Below are 18,533 nucleotides of genomic sequence, written 5' to 3'. Positions count from 1 at the left end.
CATGCGCTCCTCGCATCCCCGTTCCGCCGCCGTCGCGGCCCTCGTCGCCACCGCACTGGCCACCGGCCTGCTCGCGGGCTCCGCCGACGCGGCCGAAGGCGCCGTGTCCGCCGATCCGATACGCATCCACGACATTCAGGGCACCACCCGGATATCCCCGCTCAACGGCAAGCAGGTCACGGACGTCGAGGGCATCGTGACGGGCGTGCGTACGTACGGCTCGCGCGGCTTCTGGATCCAGGACCCGGACGCCGACGACAACGACGCCACCAGCGAGGGCGTCTTCGTCTTCACCAACTCGGTCCCGACCGTCGCCGCGGGCGACGCGGTCAAGGTCTCCGGCACCGTCGGCGAGTACATCCCCGGCGGTCTGGCCTCCGGCAACCAGTCGGTCACCCAGATCTCCAAGCCGACCGTGACCGTGGTCTCCTCCGGCAACGCGCTGCCCGAGGCCACCGCGATCAACGAGTACACGGTGCCCGCCGAGTACGCCCCGGCCGGCGACCCGGCCGCCGCCGGCAGCATCAACGGTCTGGCGCTGGAGCCCTCGCGCTACGCCCTCGACCTCTACGAGTCGCTGGAGGGCATGAACGTCAAGATCGGCACCTCCCGCGTGGTCGGCGCCACCGACCCGTACTCGGAGCTGTGGGTCACGGTGAAGGGCTGGGAGAACACCGCCAAGCGCGGTGGCACCATCTACGGCTCCTACGAGTCCCAGAACACCGGCCGCCTCCAGATCCAGCAGCTCGCGCCCATCGCGCAGCAGCCCTTCCCGGTGGCCAACGTCGGCGACAAGCTGACCGGCACCACCGAAGGCCCGCTGGACTTCAACCAGTTCGGCGGCTACACGCTGGTGGCCCGCACCCTCGGCACCGTAAAGGCGGGCACCCTCGCCCCCGAGAAGACCAAGCCGCAGGTCGAGCAGGAGCTCGCGGTGGCCACGTACAACGTGGAGAACCTCGACCCGACCGACCCGCAGGAGAAGTTCGACGCGCTGGCGAAGGCCGTCGTCGAGAACCTGGCCGCCCCCGACATCCTCGCCCTGGAGGAGATCCAGGACGACAACGGCGCCAAGAACGACGGCACCGTCTCGGCCGAGCAGACCCTCGCCAAGTTCACCGCGGCCATCTCGGCCGCCGGCGGCCCCGCCTACCAGTGGCGGACCGTCAACCCGGAGGACAAGAAGGACGGCGGCGAGCCCGGCGGCAACATCCGCCAGGTGTTCCTCTACAACCCGGCGCGGGTCTCCTTCACCGAGCGCGCCCCGGGTGACGCGGTCACCGCGACCGGCGTGGCCAAGGTGAACGGCAAGGCCGCCCTGACCCACTCCCCCGGCCGTGTCGACCCCGCCAACCCGGCGTGGGCGGACAGCCGCAAGCCGCTGGCCGGCGAGTTCGTCTTCCGCGGCAAGACGGTCTTCGTGATCGCCAACCACTTCGGTTCCAAGGGCGGCGACGAGGGCCTGACCTCGCACCACCAGCCGCCGGTCCGCTCCTCGGAGGCCAAGCGACTGCAGCAGGCGCAGGCCGTGAACGGCTTCGTGAAGCAGATCCTGGCGGAGGACAAGAACGCCAACGTCCTGGTCCTCGGCGACATCAACGACTTCGAGTTCTCGGCGACGACGGACGCGCTGGCGGACGGCGGCGCGCTGTACCCGGCGATCAAGTCGCTGCCGAAGGCGGAGCGGTACTCGTACGTCTACCAGGGCAACGCGCAGGTCCTGGACCAGATCCTGACCAGCCCGGCGATCAAGAAGTTCACGTACGACAGCGTGCACATCAACGCGGAGTTCGCGGCGCAGAACAGCGACCACGACCCGCAGGTGATCCGCTTCCGCCCGTAACACCCGCGGGCTCGAAGCCGCAGGGGGTCCGGCCGCCGTTCGCGCCGGGCCCCCCTGCCACACTTTCGGCCATGATCTTCCGTGAGGCCACGCGCCAGGACCTGCCCGCCGTACTCGCCCTGCTCGCGGACGAGGAATCGGTCCTCGACCCGGCTTCGATCGTGGTGGGCGAGGCGCACGAGCGTGCCTTCGCCGCGATTGCGGCGGACCCGCGCAACGAGATGCTGGTCCTCACGGACGACGCCCACGACCCCGACGGCGACCCCGCCCGCGCCGGCGGGGTCGTACTCGGCTGCCTCCAGCTGACGTACATCCCGGGCCTGGGCCAGAACGGGCTGGAGCGGGCGCTGGTGGAAGCGGTACGGATCCGCGCGGACCGGCGGGGCGCCGGACTCGGCGCCGAGCTGATGCGGCGAGCCGCCGAGCGGGCCCGCGAGCGCGGCTGCGGCCTGGTCCAGCTGACCAGCAGCAAGCGGCGGACGGCCGCGCACCGGTTCTACGAGCGGCTGGGCTTCGCCCGCAGCCACGAGGGCTTCAAGCTGCACCTGGCACCGTAACGGGCCTTTCCGGGGCAAGGTGGGGACTTTCGGCCCTGGCGTGACGCTCGACACATCCCTACCGAATCGCCCGGTTGTGGTGTTGAGTATTTCCACGCCCGATCTTGCTACCGGTTCGTACCGACCGCACTCCGGAGGATCCTCGTGTTCCCCTCCATCTCCCTCGCCCAGGAAATCGGCCTCGCCGTCCTGCTCGTGGCCGCGATCGTCTGGGTGACCGGCCTCGGCCACATGCTGTGGGACAGCCGCTTCCAGCAGCCGGAGCCCGCGGCCGCCGAGGGCCTGCCGATGATCCCGGCCCAGCGCGGCTCCGCCGGGCACCCGATGGAGTCGGTGGAGCTGACGGAGGCGGAGAAGCAGGCCTTCGCGGGCCTGGTCCGCACGATCCCCCTGAACTGACCCCCCGCCCGGCCCTCCGCCAGGCCCCGCAGGCCCGCAGACCCCGCCCGGAGAACGCGAGAACGCGAAGAGCGCCCTCCCCGGCCTCGGGAGGGCGCTCTGTGACGCGGTGGGCGTCAGTTGTGGCTGTGCAGGACCTCGTTCAGGCCGCCCCAGGCCGCCTTGTACGGGCGGGCCTCGACGGCGCCGGTGACCGAGTTCCGGCGGAAGAGGATGTTGTTGGCGCCGGACAGCTCCAGGGCCTTGACGATCTGGCCGTCCGGGAGGGTCACGCGGGTGCCCGCGGTCACGTAGAGGCCGGCCTCGACGACGCACTCGTCGCCCAGGGCGATGCCCACGCCCGCCTCGGCGCCGATCAGGGTGCGCGCGCCGATCGAGATGATCTGCTTGCCGCCGCCCGAGAGGGTGCCCATGGTGGAGGCGCCGCCGCCGATGTCGGAGCCGTCGCCGACCACGACGCCCGCGGAAATGCGTCCCTCGACCATGGAGGTGCCGAGGGTGCCGGCGTTGAAGTTGACGAAGCCCTCGTGCATGACGGTGGTGCCCTCGGCGAGGTGCGCGCCGAGGCGGACGCGGTCCGCGTCGGCGATGCGGACGCCCTTGGGGGCGACGTAGTCCGTCATCCGCGGGAACTTGTCGATCGAGGTGACCTGGAGGTGCAGGCCCTCGGCGCGCGCGTTGAGGCGGACGGTCTCGACCTGGTCGACCGCGACCGGGCCCAGCGAGGTCCAGGCGACGTTGGTGAGCAGGCCGAAGACACCGTCGAGGTTCTGGCCGTGCGGCTTGACCAGGCGGTGGCTGAGCAGGTGCAGGCGCAGGTACGCGTCGTGCGCGTCCAGCGGCTTGTCCTCCAGGGAGGAGATCACCGTGCGGACGGCTACGACCTCGACGCCGCGGACCGCGTCCGTGCGGATCGCCTTGGCCGCGGCGGCGCCCAGCAGCTCCACGGCCCGGTCGGCCGTGAGGCGCTCGGTGCCGGCCGGGCCGGGCTCGGCGACCAGCTCGGGGGCGGGGAACCAGGTGTCGAGGACGGTGCCGTCGGCGGTGATGGTGGCAAGTCCGGCGGCGACGGCGCCGGTGGTACGCGTAGCAGTCATATCCGAAACCTAACCGGCGACGGCCTTCGGTTGCGAACCGGTCTCATGTGCCGGTCGCGCGGGTCGCGCCGCCCTCCGCTGCTGCTCGGCGTGGGCCCACAGGACCGCCGCGCCCGCCCCCGCCGCCAGCACGACGCACAGCGGCCACAGCAGGCCGGGCGCGGCGGAGTACAGCGCTCCGCCGAGTGGCGGGCCGAGTACGACGCCGCTGACCGACACCCCGGCGTACAGGCTCTGGTACAGCCCGATGGCGTGCGCGGGCGCCTGGTCGGCGACGTAGGCCGTGGCGGGGGTCTTGTAGAGGATCTCGCCGAGGCTCAGCAGCACCATCATCACGACGGCCGTCGCGACCCCGGTCCCGAGCAGCAGCGCCCCGTACCCGGCGCCGACGAGCAGGAGTCCGACGCCGACGACGCGCAGCGGCGGGCGGGCCCGCAGGGCGACGGCGGCCGGCAGTTCCAGGACGAGGATGACGGCGCCGTTGAGGGCGAGGATCAGCCCGTAGGCGCCGGTGTCGAGGCCGTGGTCGGCGAGGTGGACCGGGAAGGTCGAGTACTGCTGGCGGTAGACGACGTCGACCACCAGGATCGCGCCCAGCAGGACGAGGACGGCGGGCCTGGCCCTGAGTTCTCCCCATGCGCCGCGGCCCAGACCCCCGTCCGGGGCCGCGGCGGGGGCGCGTGCCGCGCTGCGCGCCGGAACGACCCGGGCGGTCCACAGCGCGAAGAAGAGGGTGCCGACGCCGTCGGCGACGAAGAGCCAGTCGTAGGAGAGGCCGGTCGCGATCAGCGCGCCGAGCGGCGGGCCGAGGGTGAAGCCGCCGTTGGAGACGCAGCGGACGACGGCGAAGGCCTGGCGGCGCGCCCCTTCCGGGACGATCACGGCGACGAGCGCCGCGTTGGCGGAGCGGATCGCCCCGAGGGCGTACTGGGCCAGCGGCAGGGCGGCGTAGAGCGCGCTCGTGGGCATCAGGGGCAGCAGGGTGAGGGCGCCGCCGGCGAGGGCCGAGGCGATGAGCAGGACACGGCGGTGGCCGAAGCGGTCTCCGTAGCCGCCGCCGGTGAAGTTGCCCGCGATCAGGCCGATGCCGCCGATTCCGGTGACCAGGCCGGCCTCGGTGACGGAGAGGCCGCGCGGGCCGGTCAGGTACACGAAGACGAAGACGAAGGTGAAGCTGGACACGGCGTTGACGAACACGCCCGGCGAGAGCATCCAGACCGCTCTCGGCACCCCTTTGAACCCTTGCAGCATGCCCCGCCCCCGAGTTAGTTCCTTTTGGGAACTGACTATGTCAGCATGACAACCTCGGGTCAACGGACAAAGGAGCTCCCATGGCCCAGCGCACACACCTCGGCGACGCGGACTGCGCCATCGCCCAGGCCCTCGATGTGGTGGGTGACTGGTGGACGCTGCTGATCGTGCGCGACGCCGCGCGCGGCTTGCACCGCTTCGACGAGTTCCAGCGCGAGCTGGGGATGTCCCGCAAGGTGCTGGCGGAGCGGCTCAAGCTGCTCGTCGAGGCCGGGGTGCTGACGCGCGAGCCGTACCAGGAGCGCCCGGTGCGGCACGCATACCGGCTGACCCCGCGCGGGCGGGGGCTGCTGCCCGTCCTGGTGGCCCTCCAGGACTGGGGAGACACCTGGGTCCTGGGAGAGGGAGAGATGACGGCGACGACGGGCGAGGCCTCGCGCGAGGCGGAACGGGTGCACGCGCTGCGGGGTACGCGGGTGCCGCCGCTGGTCCTGCCGGACCGTTTCGGCGGACTGAGCGACCCGGTGGCGGACACCCCGTTCACGGTCCTGTACTGCTTCCCGGGCGCGTACGCGCGCGCCGAGTCCTACCCGCCCGGCTGGGCCGGGATCCCGGGCGCCAAGGGCTGTACGTTCGAGTCGTGCACGTACCGCGACCAGCTCGCGGAGTTCACCGCGGCAGGGGCGACCGTGCACGGGGTGTCGGCCCAGCGCCCCGACGAGCAGCGGGAGTTCGCGGAGCATGAGCGGCTGCGGTTCCCGCTGCTGTCGGACGCGGACCTGGCGCTGACGGCCGCGCTGCGCCTGCCGACGTTCCGCACGGCGGGCACGAGCCGGCTCAAGCGGCTGACGCTGGTGATCGACCGCGACCGCACGGTCCGCGAGGTGATCTACCCGATCCAGGACATCGAGGCGAGCGTGCAGGCCGCTCTCGCCGCCGTCCGCACGGCCGCGGGCACGGCGGACACAGGAGCCGCCGCGGACACGGGAGCCTCGGCCGCCGCGGATCCGGCTCAGTCCTGACGCAGGATCCGCCGCAGCACCTCGCGGGCGTACGCCTCGTCGTAGGCGGTGTCCGTCAGCAGGACCTGGAGGCCGATCCCGTCCATCGCCGCCACCAGGGCCCGCGCCGTCACCGGGTCGGTCCGCGGAGTCAGCGCCGCCGCGGACGCCTCGCACCACTGCGCCGCCACCGGCCGCAGCGCCGGGCGGCGCAGGGCCGCGAGGTAGAGCTCGTACTCCAGCTCCACCCGGCCCCGGTCCGCCGCCAGGAGCTTCCCGAGCAGGCGGGCCAGGGCCGCGGCGAGGTCCGCGTCCGGGTCGGCCAGCGCGGCCGAGCCGGCCACCGCCTGCGCGAAGCCCTCGTTGGCCTGGTGCAGCGCGGCGACCAGCAGGTCGTCCAGCGTCTTGAAGTGGTAGGTCGTCGACCCGAGCGGTACGTCGGCCTCCGCCGCGACGCTGCGGTGGCTCAGCCCCGCGATGCCCCGGTCGCCCACCACCCTGATCGCCGCGTCGATGATCCGCTGGCGCCGGTCCGGGTCGTAGCGCCGCGCGCCGGAGGGCATCAGTGGGCCCCGCCGAGATTCAGCAGGACCACTCCTGCTATCACCAGGGCGATCCCGGCGATCTTGGCGGCGGTGGCCGCCTCCCCCAGGAACACCATGCCGATCGCGGCGATCGCGGCGGTGCCGACGCCCGCCCATATGGCGTACGCCGTGCCGACCGACATCGACTTCAGCGTCTGCGCGAGCAGGGTGAAGGCGATGACGTAGCCGAGCAGGGTGCCCAGCGACGGCCACAGTTTCGTGAAGCCGTCGCTGTACTTCATCGCGGTGGTTCCGGCGACCTCGGCGGCGATGGCCGCGGCAAGCATGACGTAGGGCATGCGTACAACTGTACACATCGATGCGTACGACCGTACACAACGACAGGGCATCAGCCCAGCGTGAACCAGGCCGCCCGGGCCTTCTTCCACTCGGCGTGCGTCAGGTCCTTGGCCTCGGCGCCGTCCCCGTACAGGTCCGCGGACCCGCTGTCGGTGATCAGCTGCACCCGGGCGCCCGCGACCGACAGGTCCGGCACCTCCACGATGGCCTCCCAGCCGCCGGGGTCGGTGGTCGGCAGGTCCGCGCGCTTGACCGGCGCGTGGCCGGGGACGCCGTCCCACTGGTACAGCGCGTACGGGTCGGAGTTGTCGTCCGCGGCCCAGGAGCCGGCCAGGATCAGGTACTGCCCGGCGGCGTTCTTGCGGAGGTCCCGGACGGAGAGCCCGCCGAGGTCCAGCTCGATGCCGGCGCCGAAGGTGGCCCTGGCCCCGCTCGCCAGGACCTGGTCGAAGTTGGTGACCGGCACGACCAGGGCCTTGCCGCCCGGCACGACCGGCGCCAGCGGCGCCCGGAAGCCCAGGTAGGCGGTGGTGGTCGAGCCCGGGGCGAATTCCAGCCCCTCCACGTTGAAGCCGTCGATCTGCTTCGGCGCCTCGCCCGCCGCCGTCCCGGCCGCGAAGCCGTACCGGTTCCCGTTCGCGACGTCCCAGGCCACCAGGTCGTCACGGAGCTTCTTGTACGAGCGCCCGTACGCCAGCTGCGTGCCCGAGCCGGAGCCGCTCACGGTGGTGGTGAAGACCGTGTTCCGGGGCGCCTTGTACTCGCCGTCCTTGTTGTTGCCGAGCGAGCCCGTCCAGTAGATCGTGTTGCCGATCCGCGTCGCCCCCTCGATGTCCACCTCCTTGCTGACACCGAGCTGCGCACTGAAGTCCCAGGTCTTCACCGGCGCGCCCGAGCGGGAACGGTCGTACAGGCGCAGCACGTTCGACTCGTCGTCGGCCACCACCGCGAAGCCGCCGCCCACGTCCACGGCGGCCGAGGCATCCGCGGAACCGGTGAGGTAGCGCGCGTCGGCCGGGTTCTGCACGGCCGCCGAAGCCGCGTAGTACAGCGTCTTGGTGGCGGTCTTGCCGCCGAGCCCGGTCACCTTGACGGTGAGGTTGGTGTAGCCGCGGCCGCGCGCGGCGACGGCCAGCTGCCGCACCGCCCCGGCGCCGGTGACGCTCACGTCCCCGGTCCCGGCGACCGAGGCCCTGCTCGACGCGGACGCGCTGACGGTGAGCGCGGAGGCATCGGCCCCGCTCTGGCCCACGGTGACGTTCACGACGGGGTCCCCGACCGCCCCGACGGCCCCGGAGAGGTAGGAGGCGGACAGCGCGATCGTCGGCGTCCCGTACGTCACGGCCTGGGCGGGCACGGTCAGCGCGGCAACCAGCAGGGCGGCAACACCGGCGGTGCCGGCGGCAAAACGAACGGTCACGGAAGGTCCTCTCGTCCACGGCGCCACGTCGTGACGGCCGTCGAGAAGATTCGGCCACGGCGGCCAACTCCCGGTGCACACCACCCATCCACCCGGAAAACAGCCTTCCGGAAAACCGCGAGGGCCCCCGGCACGAGTGTGCCGGGGGCCCTGTTGTGCGAGCGGGGGTGATCAGACGTTGAAGCCGAGTGCGCGCAGCTGCTCGCGGCCGTCGTCGGTGATCTTGTCCGGGCCCCACGGCGGCATCCAGACCCAGTTGATCCGGAGCTCGTTCACGATGCCGTCCGTCGCCGACTTCGCCTGGTCCTCGATGACGTCCGTCAGCGGGCAGGCCGCCGACGTCAGCGTCATGTCGAGGGTGGCGATGTTGGCGTCGTCGATGTGGATGCCGTAGATCAGGCCCAGGTTGACGACGTCGATGCCCAGCTCGGGGTCGACCACGTCGTAGAGGGCCTCGCGGACCTCTTCCTCGGTGGCCGGCTTGATCGACGCCTCGGGCGTCGCGTTCTCGGTCATGCCGTCTTCCTCTCCGCGCTGCCCAGAGCCTGGGCCGTCGCGTCCTTCCACGCCATCCAGCTCAGCAGAGCACACTTCACACGAGCCGGGTACTTGGAGACGCCGACGAACGCGACCGCGTCCTCCAGCACCTCCTCCATGGCCTCGTCGGGCTCGATCTTGCCCTTGGACTGCATCATCTCCAGGAAGACTCCCTGGATCTTCTGTGCCTCGGCCAGTTCCTTGCCCACGAGCAGCTCGTTCAGTACGGACGCGCTGGCCTGGCTGATCGAGCAGCCCTGGCCCTCGTAGGAGACGTCGGTCAACGTCTCGCCGTCGTACTTCACGCGCAGCGTGATCTCGTCACCGCACGTCGGATTGACGTGGTGCACCTCGGCGTCGCCGTCGCGCAGGCCACGCCCGTGCGGGTGCTTGTAGTGGTCCAGGATCAGTTCCTGGTACATCGAATCCAGCTTCACTGCGTCCTCGTCGCCTCGTCCGTCAGCCGAAGAAGTTCCGTACGTGCTCCAGCCCGTCGATCAGCGCGTCGACCTCGGCCGGAGAGGAGTACAGGTAGAACGACGCTCGCGTCGTCGCAGGAATTCCGTAGCGCAGGCAGACGGGGCGCGCGCAGTGGTGTCCCACGCGGACCGCGATGCCCTGCTCGTCGAGCACCTGGCCGACGTCGTGCGGGTGGATGTCACCCAGGACGAAGGAGATCGCGGCCCCGCGGTCCTCGGCCGTGGTGGGGCCGATGATCCGCAGGTCGGGCACCTCGGCGAGGCGCTTGATCGCGTACTCCGTGATCGCGTGCTCGTGCGCGGCGATCTTGTCCATGCCGATCGCGGTCAGGTAGTCCACGGCCGCGCCGAGGCCGACGGCCTGGGCGATCGGGGGCGTACCCGCCTCGAACTTGTGGGGTGCCGGGGCGTAGGTCGAGGCGTGCATCGACACGGTCTCGATCATCTCGCCGCCACCGAGGAACGGGGGCAGGTCCTCCAGGAGCTCCTGGCGGCCCCACAGGACGCCGATGCCGGTCGGACCGCACATCTTGTGACCGGTGAAGGCCACGAAGTCGGCGCCGAGCGCCTGCACGTCCAGCGGCATGTGCGGGGCGGCCTGGGAGGCGTCGATCAGCACGAGGGCGCCGACGTCCTGGGCGCGCCGGACGATCGCCTCGACCGGGTTGACCGTGCCCATGATGTTGGAGACCAGCGTGAAGGAGACGATCTTCGTCTTCTCCGTGATGACCTCTTCGATGTTGGACAGGTCGAGCCGGCCGTCGTCGGTGAGGCCGAACCACTTCAGCTTGGCGCCGGTGCGCTGCGAGAGCAGCTGCCACGGCACGATGTTGGAGTGGTGCTCCATCTCCGTGATGGCGATCTCGGTCTCGCGGTCGACCCGGTAGGGCTCGTCCGCCCAGCCGAGCATGTTCGCGACCAGGTTGAGCGACTCCGAGGCGTTCTTGGTGAAGATCACCTCGTCGCGGCTCGGCGCGTTGATGAAGGCGGCGACCTTGTCGCGGGCGCCCTCGTACAGCGCCGTGGCCTCCTCGGCGAGCACGTGCACGCCACGGTGGACGTTGGCGTTGTGCTGCTCGTAGTACTCGTTCAGCGCGTCGAGCACCTGGCGCGGCTTCTGGGAGGTCGCCGCGTTGTCCAGGTAAACGATCTTCTTCCCGTCGTGGACCACACGATCCAGCAGGGGGAAGTCCTTGCGGATCGCCTCGATGTCGAGGAGGCCAGGCAGCTGTGTCACGCGGTCGCGCCACCCTTCACGTACTTGTCGTAGCCCTCGGCCTCCAGCTGGTCGGCGAGCTCGGCGCCACCGGACTCGGCGATACGACCGTTCGCGAACACGTGCACGAAGTCGGGCTTGATGTAGCGCAGGATGCGCGTGTAGTGGGTGATCAGCAGGGTGCCGACCTCGCCGGTCTCGCGGACGCGGTTGACGCCCTCGGAGACGATGCGCAGCGCGTCGACGTCCAGGCCGGAGTCGGTCTCGTCGAGGATCGCGATCTTCGGCTTCAGGAGCTCCAGCTGCAGGATCTCGTGGCGCTTCTTCTCACCGCCGGAGAAGCCCTCGTTGACGTTGCGCTCGGCGAAGGCCGGGTCCATCTGGAGCTGCTCCATCGCGGACTTGACCTCCTTCACCCAGGTACGCAGCTTCGGCGCCTCGCCGCGGATGGCGGTGGCCGACGTACGCAGGAAGTTGGAGACCGAGACACCGGGGACCTCGACCGGGTACTGCATCGCGAGGAAGAGGCCGGCGCGGGCGCGCTCGTCGACGGACATCTCCAGGACGTCCTCGCCGTCGAGGGTCACGGTGCCACCGGTGATGGTGTACTTCGGGTGACCGGCGAGCGAGTACGCCAGGGTGGACTTGCCGGAGCCGTTCGGACCCATGATGGCGTGCGTCTCACCCTGCTTGACGGTGAGGTCGACGCCCTTGAGGATCTCGCGGGCGCCGTTCTCGGCCTCGACGGAGACGTGCAGGTCGTGGATTTCAAGCGTTGCCATGGATACCTCAGGACTCCTGGGTGAGGGAGACGAGCACGTCGTCCCCTTCGATCTTTACGGGGTATACGGGTACGGGGCGCGTCGCGGGCAGACCCGAGGGCTTGCCGGTGCGCAGGTCGAAGGCCGACCCGTGCAGCCAGCACTCGATCATGCAGTCTTCGACCTCGCCCTCCGAGAGCGAGACGTTCGCGTGCGAGCAGATGTCGTTGATCGCGAACACCTCCCCCTCGGTGGAGACGATGGACACCGGCGTGCCGTCGAGTTCCACCCGCTTCGGGGTGTCCTCCTCCAGCTCGCTGAGCGCACAGGCCTTGACGTAATTCATCAGACGGAACCCTGGAGCTCGGTCTCGATCTTGGTGAGCAGGCGCTCCTCGATGTCGTCGACACCGATCTGCTGCACGAGCTCCGCGAAGAAGCCGCGGACGACCAGGCGGCGGGCCTCGTCGGCCGGGATGCCACGGGCCTGCAGGTAGAAGAGCTGCTCGTCGTCGAAGCGGCCGGTCGCGGAGGCGTGGCCGGCGCCGACGATCTCGCCGGTCTCGATCTCCAGGTTCGGCACCGAGTCGACCCGGGCGCCGTCCGTGAGGACGAGGTTGCGGTTCATCTCGTAGGTGTCGGTGCCCTCGGCGGTCTTCTCGATGAGCACGTCACCGATCCAGACGGCGTGGGCGTCCTGGCCCTGGAGCGCGCCCTTGTAGACCACGTTCGACTTGCAGTGCGGGGCGACGTGGTCGACGAGGAGGCGGTGCTCCTGGTGCTGGCCGGCGTCGGTGAAGTACAGGCCGAACAGCTCGGCCTCGCCGCCCGGGCCGGCGTAGCTCACGCGCGGGTGGATGCGGACGAGGTCGCCGCCGAAGGTGATCACGATCGACTTGAAGGTCGCGTCGCGGCCGACCAGCGTGTTGTGCTGGGAGCAGTGGACGGCGGTGTCGTCCCAGTCCTGCACGGACACGACGGTGAGCTTGGCGCCGTCGCCGACGAGGAAGTCGACGTTGGCGGCGCGCACGCCGTCACCGGTGTGGTCGATGACGATGACGGCCTCGGCGAAGGCCTGGACGTCGAAGACGGTGTGACCGAAGGTCGTGCCGCCCTCGCCGTGCAGCGCCAGGCGCACCGGCTCGGTGAGGACCGTCTCCTTGGGCACGGTGACGACCGTGGCCTTGGCGAAGGAGGAGAACGCCTGGGCGGCGATCCGGTCCACCGGGGTGCCGGCCTTGCCGATGCGCGCGTCCCCGCGCTCCACCGACTCGACCGTGACGCCCTCGGGCGCGTCGATCTGGGCCTTCATGCTGCCGTTGGCGACCGCGGTGCCGTCGTGCAGGCCCTTGAGGCGGGCGAGCGGGGTGAACCGCCACTCCTCCTCGCGGCCGTTCGGAACCGGGAAGTCCGCCACGTCGAAGGACGGGGGCGCACTCATCCGGGTGGCGACAGTGGACTCGGCGGCCACCGCGATCGCGCCGGCGGTGGTCGAACCCGCCGGAATGTTCTGAGCCTCAGCCATGGCTGTCTTCGTGCTCGCTCTCTTTAAAACACACGTCTACGTCAAAGGATGTCTGCGGGACTCGGGCGGCCGGAACTAGCCGACCGAACCCTCCATCTGCAGCTCGATCAGCCGGTTCAGCTCGAGGGCGTACTCCATGGGCAGCTCGCGCGCGATGGGCTCGACGAAGCCGCGCACGATCATGGCCATCGCCTCGAACTCCGTCAGACCGCGGCTCATCAGGTAGAAGAGCTGGTCGTCGGAGACCTTGGAGACCGTGGCCTCATGGCCCATGGAGACGTCGTCCTCGCGCACGTCCACGTAGGGGTACGTGTCCGAGCGCGAGATGGTGTCGACCAGGAGCGCGTCGCAGAGCACGTTGGACTTCGCGCCGTGTGCGCCCTCGCCGATCTCGACCAGGCCTCGGTAGGAGGTCCGGCCGCCGCCTCGGGCCACCGACTTGGAGACGATGTTCGAGGAGGTGTGCGGCGCCATGTGCACCATCTTGGAGCCGGCGTCCTGGTGCTGGCCCTCGCCCGCGAAGGCGATGGACAGGGTCTCGCCCTTGGCGTGCTCGCCCATCAGGTAGACGGCCGGGTACTTCATGGTGACCTTGGAACCGATGTTGCCGTCGATCCACTCCATGGTCGCGCCCTCGTACGCCACGGCGCGCTTGGTGACCAGGTTGTAGACGTTGTTCGACCAGTTCTGGATCGTCGTGTAGCGGCAGCGGCCGCCCTTCTTGACGATGATCTCGACGACGGCGCTGTGCAGCGAGTCCGACGAGTAGATCGGGGCGGTGCAGCCCTCGACGTAGTGGACGTAGGCGTCCTCGTCGACGATGATCAGCGTCCGCTCGAACTGGCCCATGTTCTCCGTGTTGATACGGAAGTAGGCCTGGAGCGGGATGTCGACCTTCACGCCCTTGGGGACGTAGATGAAGGAGCCGCCGGACCACACCGCGGTGTTCAGCGACGCGAACTTGTTGTCGCCGACCGGGATGACCGTGCCGAAGTACTCCTGGAAGAGCTCAGGGTGCTCCTTGAGCGCGGTGTCCGTGTCGAGGAAGATGACGCCCTGCTCCTCCAGGTCCTCACGGATCTGGTGGTAGACGACTTCGGACTCGTACTGGGCAGCGACACCGGCGACGAGGCGCTGCTTCTCCGCCTCCGGGATGCCGAGCTTGTCGTACGTGTTCTTGATGTCCTCGGGCAGGTCCTCCCACGAAGCGGCCTGCTTCTCGGTGGAACGCACGAAGTACTTGATGTTGTCGAAGTCGATGCCCGAGAGGTCGGAACCCCAGTTCGGCATGGGCTTCTTGTCGAACAGCTTCAGGCCCTTGAGGCGGAGGTTGAGCATCCACTCCGGCTCGGACTTCTTCGCCGAGATGTCGCGGACGACATCTTCGGACAGACCCCGCTTGGCAGCGGCACCGGCCGCGTCGGAGTCGGCCCAGCCGTATTCGTAGGTGCCCAGGCCATCGAGCTCAGGGTGAGCGATCTCCGTGGTCATGCGGGGTTCCTCCCGGCCGTACTTGCAGATACTGATGTGTCGGTCTGTGTGGTGCTCGCGCTACGCGGAATGAACGTCGTGCACACCCCGTCGCCGTGGGCGATCGTGGCGAGGCGCTGCACATGGGTCCCGAGCAGGCGGGAGAAGACCTCGGTCTCCGCCTCGCACAGCTGCGGGAACTGCTCGGCGACGTGCGCGACCGGGCAGTGGTGCTGGCAGAGCTGTTCACCGCTGTGCGGACCGGGAGCGCTCTTCGCCGTAGCAGCGTACCCGTCCGCGGTCAACGCCCTGGCAAGGGCCTCCGTGCGCTCCTGCGGAGCGGCGGCCTCGACGGCCTCCCGGTAGGCCTTCGCCTGCGTTTCCATCCGCGCCCGGGCGAAGGCGGCGACGGCCACCTCGCCCTGCTCACCGCCGCCGACCGACTGCGCGATCCAGCGCAGGGCGTCCGCGGCGAGCGTGTCGTAGGACTGGTCGAAGGCGTCGCGGCCGCAGTCGGTGAGCGCGAAGACCTTGGCGGGCCGACCCCTGGTGCGCGCGCCGTAGACCCGCTGCTCGCGGGCTTCGACCACGTCGTCGGTGACGAGCGTGTCGAGGTGGCGGCGGACTGCGGCCTGGGTGAGGCCGAGGCGCTGGGCGAGGTCGGCGACGGTGGACGGACCGTGGTCCAGGATCGAGCGCGCCACCCGGTTGCGGGTTGACCGCTCCCCGGTGCCGAGCTCCCCCTGAGGGGTGTCGATCTGCCGTTCGCCGTATTTCACAACGCCATTGTTGCGTAATTAACCGAGCAGGGACAAGCCGTGATGGGGGTCACCCCTGGTGGCCTCCATCACTAAGGGTTACCTTATTTATCGACGCAGAGTTATTTGGAGGGCAGCATTCCGCAATGCCCCCGCACCTTCCGGAAGGCCCTGCGCACCGCTCCCACCAGCGATCCCGCGGCCTCGAGGCAGATCGGCAGGGCGCCCCGACGATTTCGGAAAAGATCACTGAAAGATGTCGCTGCGCTCTGGGCCGGGAGACTGAAAAAGAACCGTATTCGCAGGACCTCGTTCGAATCCGACCCGGAGGAAGAGGAGAGGAAGCGGAGGGGAAGGGGAGCGGAAGGGCCCCGACCCCGGGACCCGGGACCCCTCCCGGGGCTCCGTAGACTCACCCCTCATGAGCAACGACCCCGCCGTGGAGATCCGCGGACTGGTGAAGCGGTACGGCACCAAGACCGCGGTGGACGGCCTGGACCTCACCGTCCGGAGCGGCTCCGTCACCGCCGTCCTCGGTCCCAACGGCGCGGGCAAGACGACCACGGTGGAGACCTGCGAGGGCTACCACCGCCCCGACGCCGGCACCGTCCGTATCCTCGGCCTCGACCCGGTCGCCCGGGCCGAGGCCCTGCGCCCGCGGATCGGCGTGATGCTGCAGTCCGGCGGCGTCTACTCCGGAGCCCGCGCCGTCGAGATGCTGCGGCACATGGCCAAGCTGTACGCGAACCCGCTCGACGTCGACACCCTGGTGGAACGCCTCGGGCTCGGCGGCTGCGGCCGCACCCCCTACCGCCGGCTCTCCGGCGGCCAGCAGCAGCGCCTCGCCCTGGCCATGGCCGTCGTGGGCCGCCCCGAGCTGGTCTTCCTGGACGAGCCCACCGCCGGCCTGGACCCGCAGGCCCGCCGCGCGACCTGGGACCTCGTACGGGAGCTGCGCGCCGACGGGGTCACCGTCGTCCTCACCACCCACCACATGGACGAGGCCGAGCAGCTCTCGGACGAGGTCGCCATCGTGGACGCGGGCCGGGTCATCGTCCACGGGAGCCCCGAGCAGCTGTGCCGGGGCGGCGCCGAGAACACCCTGCGCTTCACCGGCCGCCCCTCCCTCGACCTCGCCTCGCTACTGAAGGCGCTGCCCGACGGCACCGAGGCCGCCGAGCTCACCCCGGGCGTCTACCGGGTCACCGGCGACGTCCACCCCCAGCTGCTGGCCACCGTCGCCTCCTGGTGCGCGCAGCACGGTGTGATGCCGAGCAGCCTCACGGTCGAGCGGCACACCCTCGAGGACGTCTTCCTCGAACTGACAGGCAAGGAGCTGCGCGCATGAGCGCCGGTACGTTCACCCCCCGCCCGGGGGCCGCGCCCGTGTCCCGCATGATCCTCGCGCAGACGGCTCTGGAGACCCGGATGCTGCTGCGCAACGGGGAGCAGCTGCTGCTGACCGTGATCATCCCGGCGCTGCTGCTGACCCTGTTCTCCACCGTGGACATCGTCTCCGTGCCCGTTGGGGAGGGCGGCAGCGGGAAGTCCGTGGACTTCCTCGCGCCCGGGATCCTGGCGCTCGCCGTGATGTCCACCGCCTTCACCGGCCAGGCCATCGCCACCGGCTTCGACCGTCGCTACGGGGTCCTCAAGCGGCTCGGGGCCTCCCCCCTGCCGCGCTGGGCCCTGATGGCCGCCAAGACCCTGTCGGTGCTGGTCACCGAGGTGCTGCAGATCGCCCTGCTGACGGTGATCGCCCTCGCGCTGGGCTGGTCCCCGCAGGGCGACCCGCTGTCGGTCGCCGTACTGATCCTGCTGGGCACCGCCGCCTTCTCCGGGCTCGGGCTGCTGATGGCGGGCACCCTCAAGGCCGAGGTGACCCTGGCCGCCGCCAATCTGGTCTTCCTGCTGCTGCTGGTCGGCGGCGGGGTGATCGTGCCGCTGGACAAATTCCCGGACGCCGTGCGGTCCGTGCTGGGGCTGCTGCCCATCTCGGCCCTGTCCGACGGGCTGCGCGAGGTCCTCCAGCACGGAGCCGCGCTCCCGTGGGGCGACGCGGCCGTACTGGCGGGCTGGGCCGTACTCGGTCTGGGCGCCGCGGCGCGGCTCTTCCGCTGGGAATGAAATCCCTCCCCCCGCGGGGGTGATGCCGCGAGGATGGGTCCCTCACACATGAAGCCGGGGGGCGGACATGGTGCAGCGGGAAGCCGTTCTACGGCTGGACGATCAATGGGCGCGGGTGCGGTCGGGGGCGCAGCACGCGGAACCCGGGGAGCGCGACCGGCTCCTCGACGAGCTGATCGGCGCCCTGCGCCCCTTCGACGACGACCCTCAGTGCACCGCGCTGCTCGGGCTGCGCCTCGCCGACCGGGCCGCCCTGCACTTCGCCGCGGGCGACCGCGCCGGCGCCCTCGCCACGATCGAGGAGGGGCTGCGCAGCTCCGAACGCGCGGCCGGGCAGTCTCCCGAGTTCGCCCGCTGGTACGCCCGAGGGCTGATCAACCACGGGGTCTGGCTGGCCTGGCCGCTGAGCGACGGGGCCCGGCTGCCGAAGCACCCGCTGGGGCCGGCCGCCGGGGAGGGGCCGAGCGCCATGGAGCGGGCGGCCGGTGAACGCGCCCGCGACCTGACCCGGACCGCGGTGGAGGTGTGGGCGGGACTGGACCAGCAGGATCCGGTCAACCGGCGCGGCCTGGCCCAGGCCAAGGTGTTCCTCGGGGACCGCCTCGCCGAGCTGGGCCTCACCGAGGAGGCCGTGGCCTGGGCGGTGGCCGCCGAGGCCGACTTCCGGCAGCTGCTGCGCGCGGGCCCGGGAGCGGAGGAGGCCGGGGAGGCCGAGGAGGCCCTCGACCACATCGGCCGCCAGCTGGAACTGCGCCTGCGCTTCCTGGGCTTCGACTCCCTGGCCGGTCTGCGGGCGCAGGGGCTGCTGCCCGAACGCCTGCTGCCCCGGGCCGTGGTGGCCGCCCGCATCCAGGGGGTGCCCGAGCCCGCGATCGCGGCCGGCCTGGGTCTCGACGCCGAGCAGGTGCGCACGATGCTGGAGGTCACGCCCTGGCTCGCGGTGTGGCGCTTCGAGGTGCGCGGACCCGACGGCCTGTGGAACGTACTTGAACATCCCTGGCACAGCGCCACAGAAGTAAGGAATCGGACGGCCGAGGACGTAGCGGGCGAACTGCACCGCGGGTTCGTCGGCTCGCCGGACTACCCGGGCGACGGCGTCCCTTGGCGCGTCCTGCTCTGGTGGCACGAGGAGGGCGAGCCCGCGGGGGCGAAGTACCGCCTGGTCGCCGGCCCCGACCCCACCACGGGCACCCCCTCGTGAAACTTTGC

General features: G+C 70.7%; 20 protein-coding genes. 7 read left to right on the top strand and 13 right to left on the bottom strand.

Annotated features, from left to right (window positions below; all coding sequences use genetic code 11):
• Position 1 precedes the first annotated feature (1 nt).
• From B6R96_RS26705 to B6R96_RS26695, 3 genes are all read left to right on the top strand, one after another.
• Positions 2–1,843: an endonuclease/exonuclease/phosphatase family protein gene (locus B6R96_RS26705; protein WP_081523851.1), complete on the top strand. Its 1,842-nt coding sequence runs from the start codon at positions 2–4 to the stop codon at positions 1,841–1,843.
• A gap of 71 nt (positions 1,844–1,914) precedes the next feature.
• Positions 1,915–2,400, top strand: a complete 486-nt coding sequence (locus B6R96_RS26700) for a GNAT family N-acetyltransferase (RefSeq protein ID WP_081523850.1) — start codon at positions 1,915–1,917, stop codon at positions 2,398–2,400.
• Between the two features lie 144 nt (positions 2,401–2,544).
• Entirely contained in the window at positions 2,545–2,799 is a 255-nt protein-coding gene (locus B6R96_RS26695) for a hypothetical protein (protein WP_081523849.1), read from the top strand.
• 116 nt (positions 2,800–2,915) lie between these two features.
• Here the strand turns inward: B6R96_RS26695 and dapD are convergent, their stop codons facing one another.
• Together dapD and B6R96_RS26685 are read right to left on the bottom strand one after the other, a co-directional pair.
• Positions 2,916–3,896 (bottom strand): 2,3,4,5-tetrahydropyridine-2,6-dicarboxylate N-succinyltransferase, encoded by a 981-nt coding sequence (dapD, locus tag B6R96_RS26690; protein ID WP_030388897.1) that lies wholly within the window; start codon positions 3,894–3,896, stop codon positions 2,916–2,918.
• A gap of 9 nt (positions 3,897–3,905) precedes the next feature.
• Positions 3,906–5,147: an MFS transporter gene (locus B6R96_RS26685; RefSeq protein WP_081523848.1), complete on the bottom strand. Its 1,242-nt coding sequence runs from the start codon at positions 5,145–5,147 to the stop codon at positions 3,906–3,908.
• Positions 5,148–5,227: 80 nt separating this feature from the next.
• On the opposite strand from B6R96_RS26685, the gene B6R96_RS26680 reads away from it, so the two are divergent.
• The gene (locus B6R96_RS26680) at positions 5,228–6,169 is read left to right on the top strand and encodes a winged helix-turn-helix transcriptional regulator (protein WP_081523847.1); all 942 of its coding nucleotides are present in this window, start codon (positions 5,228–5,230) and stop codon (positions 6,167–6,169) included.
• On the opposite strand, the gene B6R96_RS26675 is transcribed toward B6R96_RS26680, so the two are convergent.
• The 11 genes from B6R96_RS26675 to B6R96_RS26625 all read right to left on the bottom strand — a co-directional run bounded on the left by B6R96_RS26675 (position 6,160) and on the right by B6R96_RS26625 (position 15,218).
• Positions 6,160–6,711: a TetR/AcrR family transcriptional regulator gene (locus B6R96_RS26675; RefSeq protein ID WP_030388900.1), complete on the bottom strand. Its 552-nt coding sequence runs from the start codon at positions 6,709–6,711 to the stop codon at positions 6,160–6,162. The two genes, B6R96_RS26680 and B6R96_RS26675, sit on opposite strands and share 10 nt — an antisense overlap.
• A complete protein-coding gene (locus B6R96_RS26670) occupies positions 6,711–7,031 on the bottom strand; it encodes a DMT family transporter (RefSeq protein WP_030388901.1) in 321 nt (106 codons plus the stop codon). Before B6R96_RS26670 ends, B6R96_RS26675 begins: the two co-directional genes overlap by 1 nt.
• Before the next feature lie 50 nt (positions 7,032–7,081).
• On the bottom strand, positions 7,082–8,452 hold the full coding sequence (locus tag B6R96_RS26665) for a hypothetical protein (RefSeq protein ID WP_443069967.1): 1,371 nt from the start codon (positions 8,450–8,452) through the stop codon (positions 7,082–7,084).
• Positions 8,453–8,623: 171 nt separating this feature from the next.
• Positions 8,624–8,968, bottom strand: a complete 345-nt coding sequence (locus tag B6R96_RS26660; protein ID WP_030388904.1) for a metal-sulfur cluster assembly factor — start codon at positions 8,966–8,968, stop codon at positions 8,624–8,626.
• On the bottom strand, positions 8,965–9,426 hold the full coding sequence (sufU, locus tag B6R96_RS26655; RefSeq protein WP_030388905.1) for a Fe-S cluster assembly sulfur transfer protein SufU: 462 nt from the start codon (positions 9,424–9,426) through the stop codon (positions 8,965–8,967). Before sufU ends, B6R96_RS26660 begins: the two co-directional genes overlap by 4 nt.
• A gap of 22 nt (positions 9,427–9,448) precedes the next feature.
• Positions 9,449–10,705: a cysteine desulfurase gene (locus B6R96_RS26650; RefSeq protein ID WP_030009137.1), complete on the bottom strand. Its 1,257-nt coding sequence runs from the start codon at positions 10,703–10,705 to the stop codon at positions 9,449–9,451.
• The gene (sufC, locus tag B6R96_RS26645; protein ID WP_030388906.1) at positions 10,702–11,466 is read right to left on the bottom strand and encodes a Fe-S cluster assembly ATPase SufC; all 765 of its coding nucleotides are present in this window, start codon (positions 11,464–11,466) and stop codon (positions 10,702–10,704) included. The genes B6R96_RS26650 and sufC overlap by 4 nt, the downstream gene beginning before the upstream one ends.
• Before the next feature lie 7 nt (positions 11,467–11,473).
• Positions 11,474–11,791 (bottom strand): bifunctional 3-phenylpropionate/cinnamic acid dioxygenase ferredoxin subunit, encoded by a 318-nt coding sequence (locus B6R96_RS26640; protein WP_030388907.1) that lies wholly within the window; start codon positions 11,789–11,791, stop codon positions 11,474–11,476.
• Positions 11,791–12,969 (bottom strand): Fe-S cluster assembly protein SufD, encoded by a 1,179-nt coding sequence (gene sufD / locus B6R96_RS26635; RefSeq protein ID WP_053172044.1) that lies wholly within the window; start codon positions 12,967–12,969, stop codon positions 11,791–11,793. The genes B6R96_RS26640 and sufD overlap by 1 nt, the downstream gene beginning before the upstream one ends.
• 75 nt (positions 12,970–13,044) lie before the next feature.
• A complete protein-coding gene (sufB, locus tag B6R96_RS26630) occupies positions 13,045–14,460 on the bottom strand; it encodes a Fe-S cluster assembly protein SufB (protein ID WP_030388909.1) in 1,416 nt (471 codons plus the stop codon).
• Positions 14,457–15,218, bottom strand: a complete 762-nt coding sequence (locus tag B6R96_RS26625; RefSeq protein ID WP_030388910.1) for a helix-turn-helix transcriptional regulator — start codon at positions 15,216–15,218, stop codon at positions 14,457–14,459. Before B6R96_RS26625 ends, sufB begins: the two co-directional genes overlap by 4 nt.
• Positions 15,219–15,618: 400 nt before the next feature.
• On the opposite strand from B6R96_RS26625, the gene B6R96_RS26620 reads away from it, so the two are divergent.
• The 3 genes from B6R96_RS26620 to B6R96_RS26610 all read left to right on the top strand — a co-directional run bounded on the left by B6R96_RS26620 (position 15,619) and on the right by B6R96_RS26610 (position 18,525).
• Positions 15,619–16,545 carry an ABC transporter ATP-binding protein gene (locus tag B6R96_RS26620; RefSeq protein ID WP_081523846.1) on the top strand — a complete coding sequence of 309 codons (927 nt, stop codon included), beginning with the start codon at positions 15,619–15,621 and terminating at the stop codon, positions 16,543–16,545.
• Complete coding sequence (locus B6R96_RS26615; protein ID WP_053172047.1) at positions 16,542–17,324, top strand: ABC transporter permease; 783 nt, start codon at positions 16,542–16,544, stop codon at positions 17,322–17,324. The genes B6R96_RS26620 and B6R96_RS26615 overlap by 4 nt, the downstream gene beginning before the upstream one ends.
• Positions 17,325–17,391: 67 nt before the next feature.
• Positions 17,392–18,525: a hypothetical protein gene (locus tag B6R96_RS26610; protein WP_159396372.1), complete on the top strand. Its 1,134-nt coding sequence runs from the start codon at positions 17,392–17,394 to the stop codon at positions 18,523–18,525.
• Positions 18,526–18,533: the final 8 nt, after the last annotated feature.

The organism is Streptomyces sp. Sge12, assembly GCF_002080455.1.
GTDB lineage: Bacteria > Actinomycetota > Actinomycetes > Streptomycetales > Streptomycetaceae > Streptomyces.
Note: the sequence above shows the minus strand (reverse complement) of the source record. Positions and strands in the feature narration are given on the sequence as shown.

Coding starts and splice junctions, on each gene's coding strand:
- B6R96_RS26685 (WP_081523848.1), bottom strand. CDS start 5,147: ATGCTGCAAGGGTTCAAAGGGGTGCCGAGAGCGGTCTGGATGCTCTCG.
- B6R96_RS26700 (WP_081523850.1), top strand. CDS start 1,915: ATGATCTTCCGTGAGGCCACGCGCCAGGACCTGCCCGCCGTACTCGCC.
- B6R96_RS26610 (WP_159396372.1), top strand. CDS start 17,392: ATGGTGCAGCGGGAAGCCGTTCTACGGCTGGACGATCAATGGGCGCGG.
- B6R96_RS26620 (WP_081523846.1), top strand. CDS start 15,619: ATGAGCAACGACCCCGCCGTGGAGATCCGCGGACTGGTGAAGCGGTAC.
- B6R96_RS26705 (WP_081523851.1), top strand. CDS start 2: ATGCGCTCCTCGCATCCCCGTTCCGCCGCCGTCGCGGCCCTCGTCGCC.
- B6R96_RS26660 (WP_030388904.1), bottom strand. CDS start 8,968: ATGACCGAGAACGCGACGCCCGAGGCGTCGATCAAGCCGGCCACCGAG.
- B6R96_RS26675 (WP_030388900.1), bottom strand. CDS start 6,711: ATGCCCTCCGGCGCGCGGCGCTACGACCCGGACCGGCGCCAGCGGATC.
- B6R96_RS26680 (WP_081523847.1), top strand. CDS start 5,228: ATGGCCCAGCGCACACACCTCGGCGACGCGGACTGCGCCATCGCCCAG.
- sufC (WP_030388906.1), bottom strand. CDS start 11,466: ATGGCAACGCTTGAAATCCACGACCTGCACGTCTCCGTCGAGGCCGAG.
- dapD (WP_030388897.1), bottom strand. CDS start 3,896: ATGACTGCTACGCGTACCACCGGCGCCGTCGCCGCCGGACTTGCCACC.
- sufD (WP_053172044.1), bottom strand. CDS start 12,969: ATGGCTGAGGCTCAGAACATTCCGGCGGGTTCGACCACCGCCGGCGCG.
- B6R96_RS26670 (WP_030388901.1), bottom strand. CDS start 7,031: ATGCCCTACGTCATGCTTGCCGCGGCCATCGCCGCCGAGGTCGCCGGA.
- B6R96_RS26615 (WP_053172047.1), top strand. CDS start 16,542: ATGAGCGCCGGTACGTTCACCCCCCGCCCGGGGGCCGCGCCCGTGTCC.
- sufB (WP_030388909.1), bottom strand. CDS start 14,460: ATGACCACGGAGATCGCTCACCCTGAGCTCGATGGCCTGGGCACCTAC.
- B6R96_RS26640 (WP_030388907.1), bottom strand. CDS start 11,791: ATGAATTACGTCAAGGCCTGTGCGCTCAGCGAGCTGGAGGAGGACACC.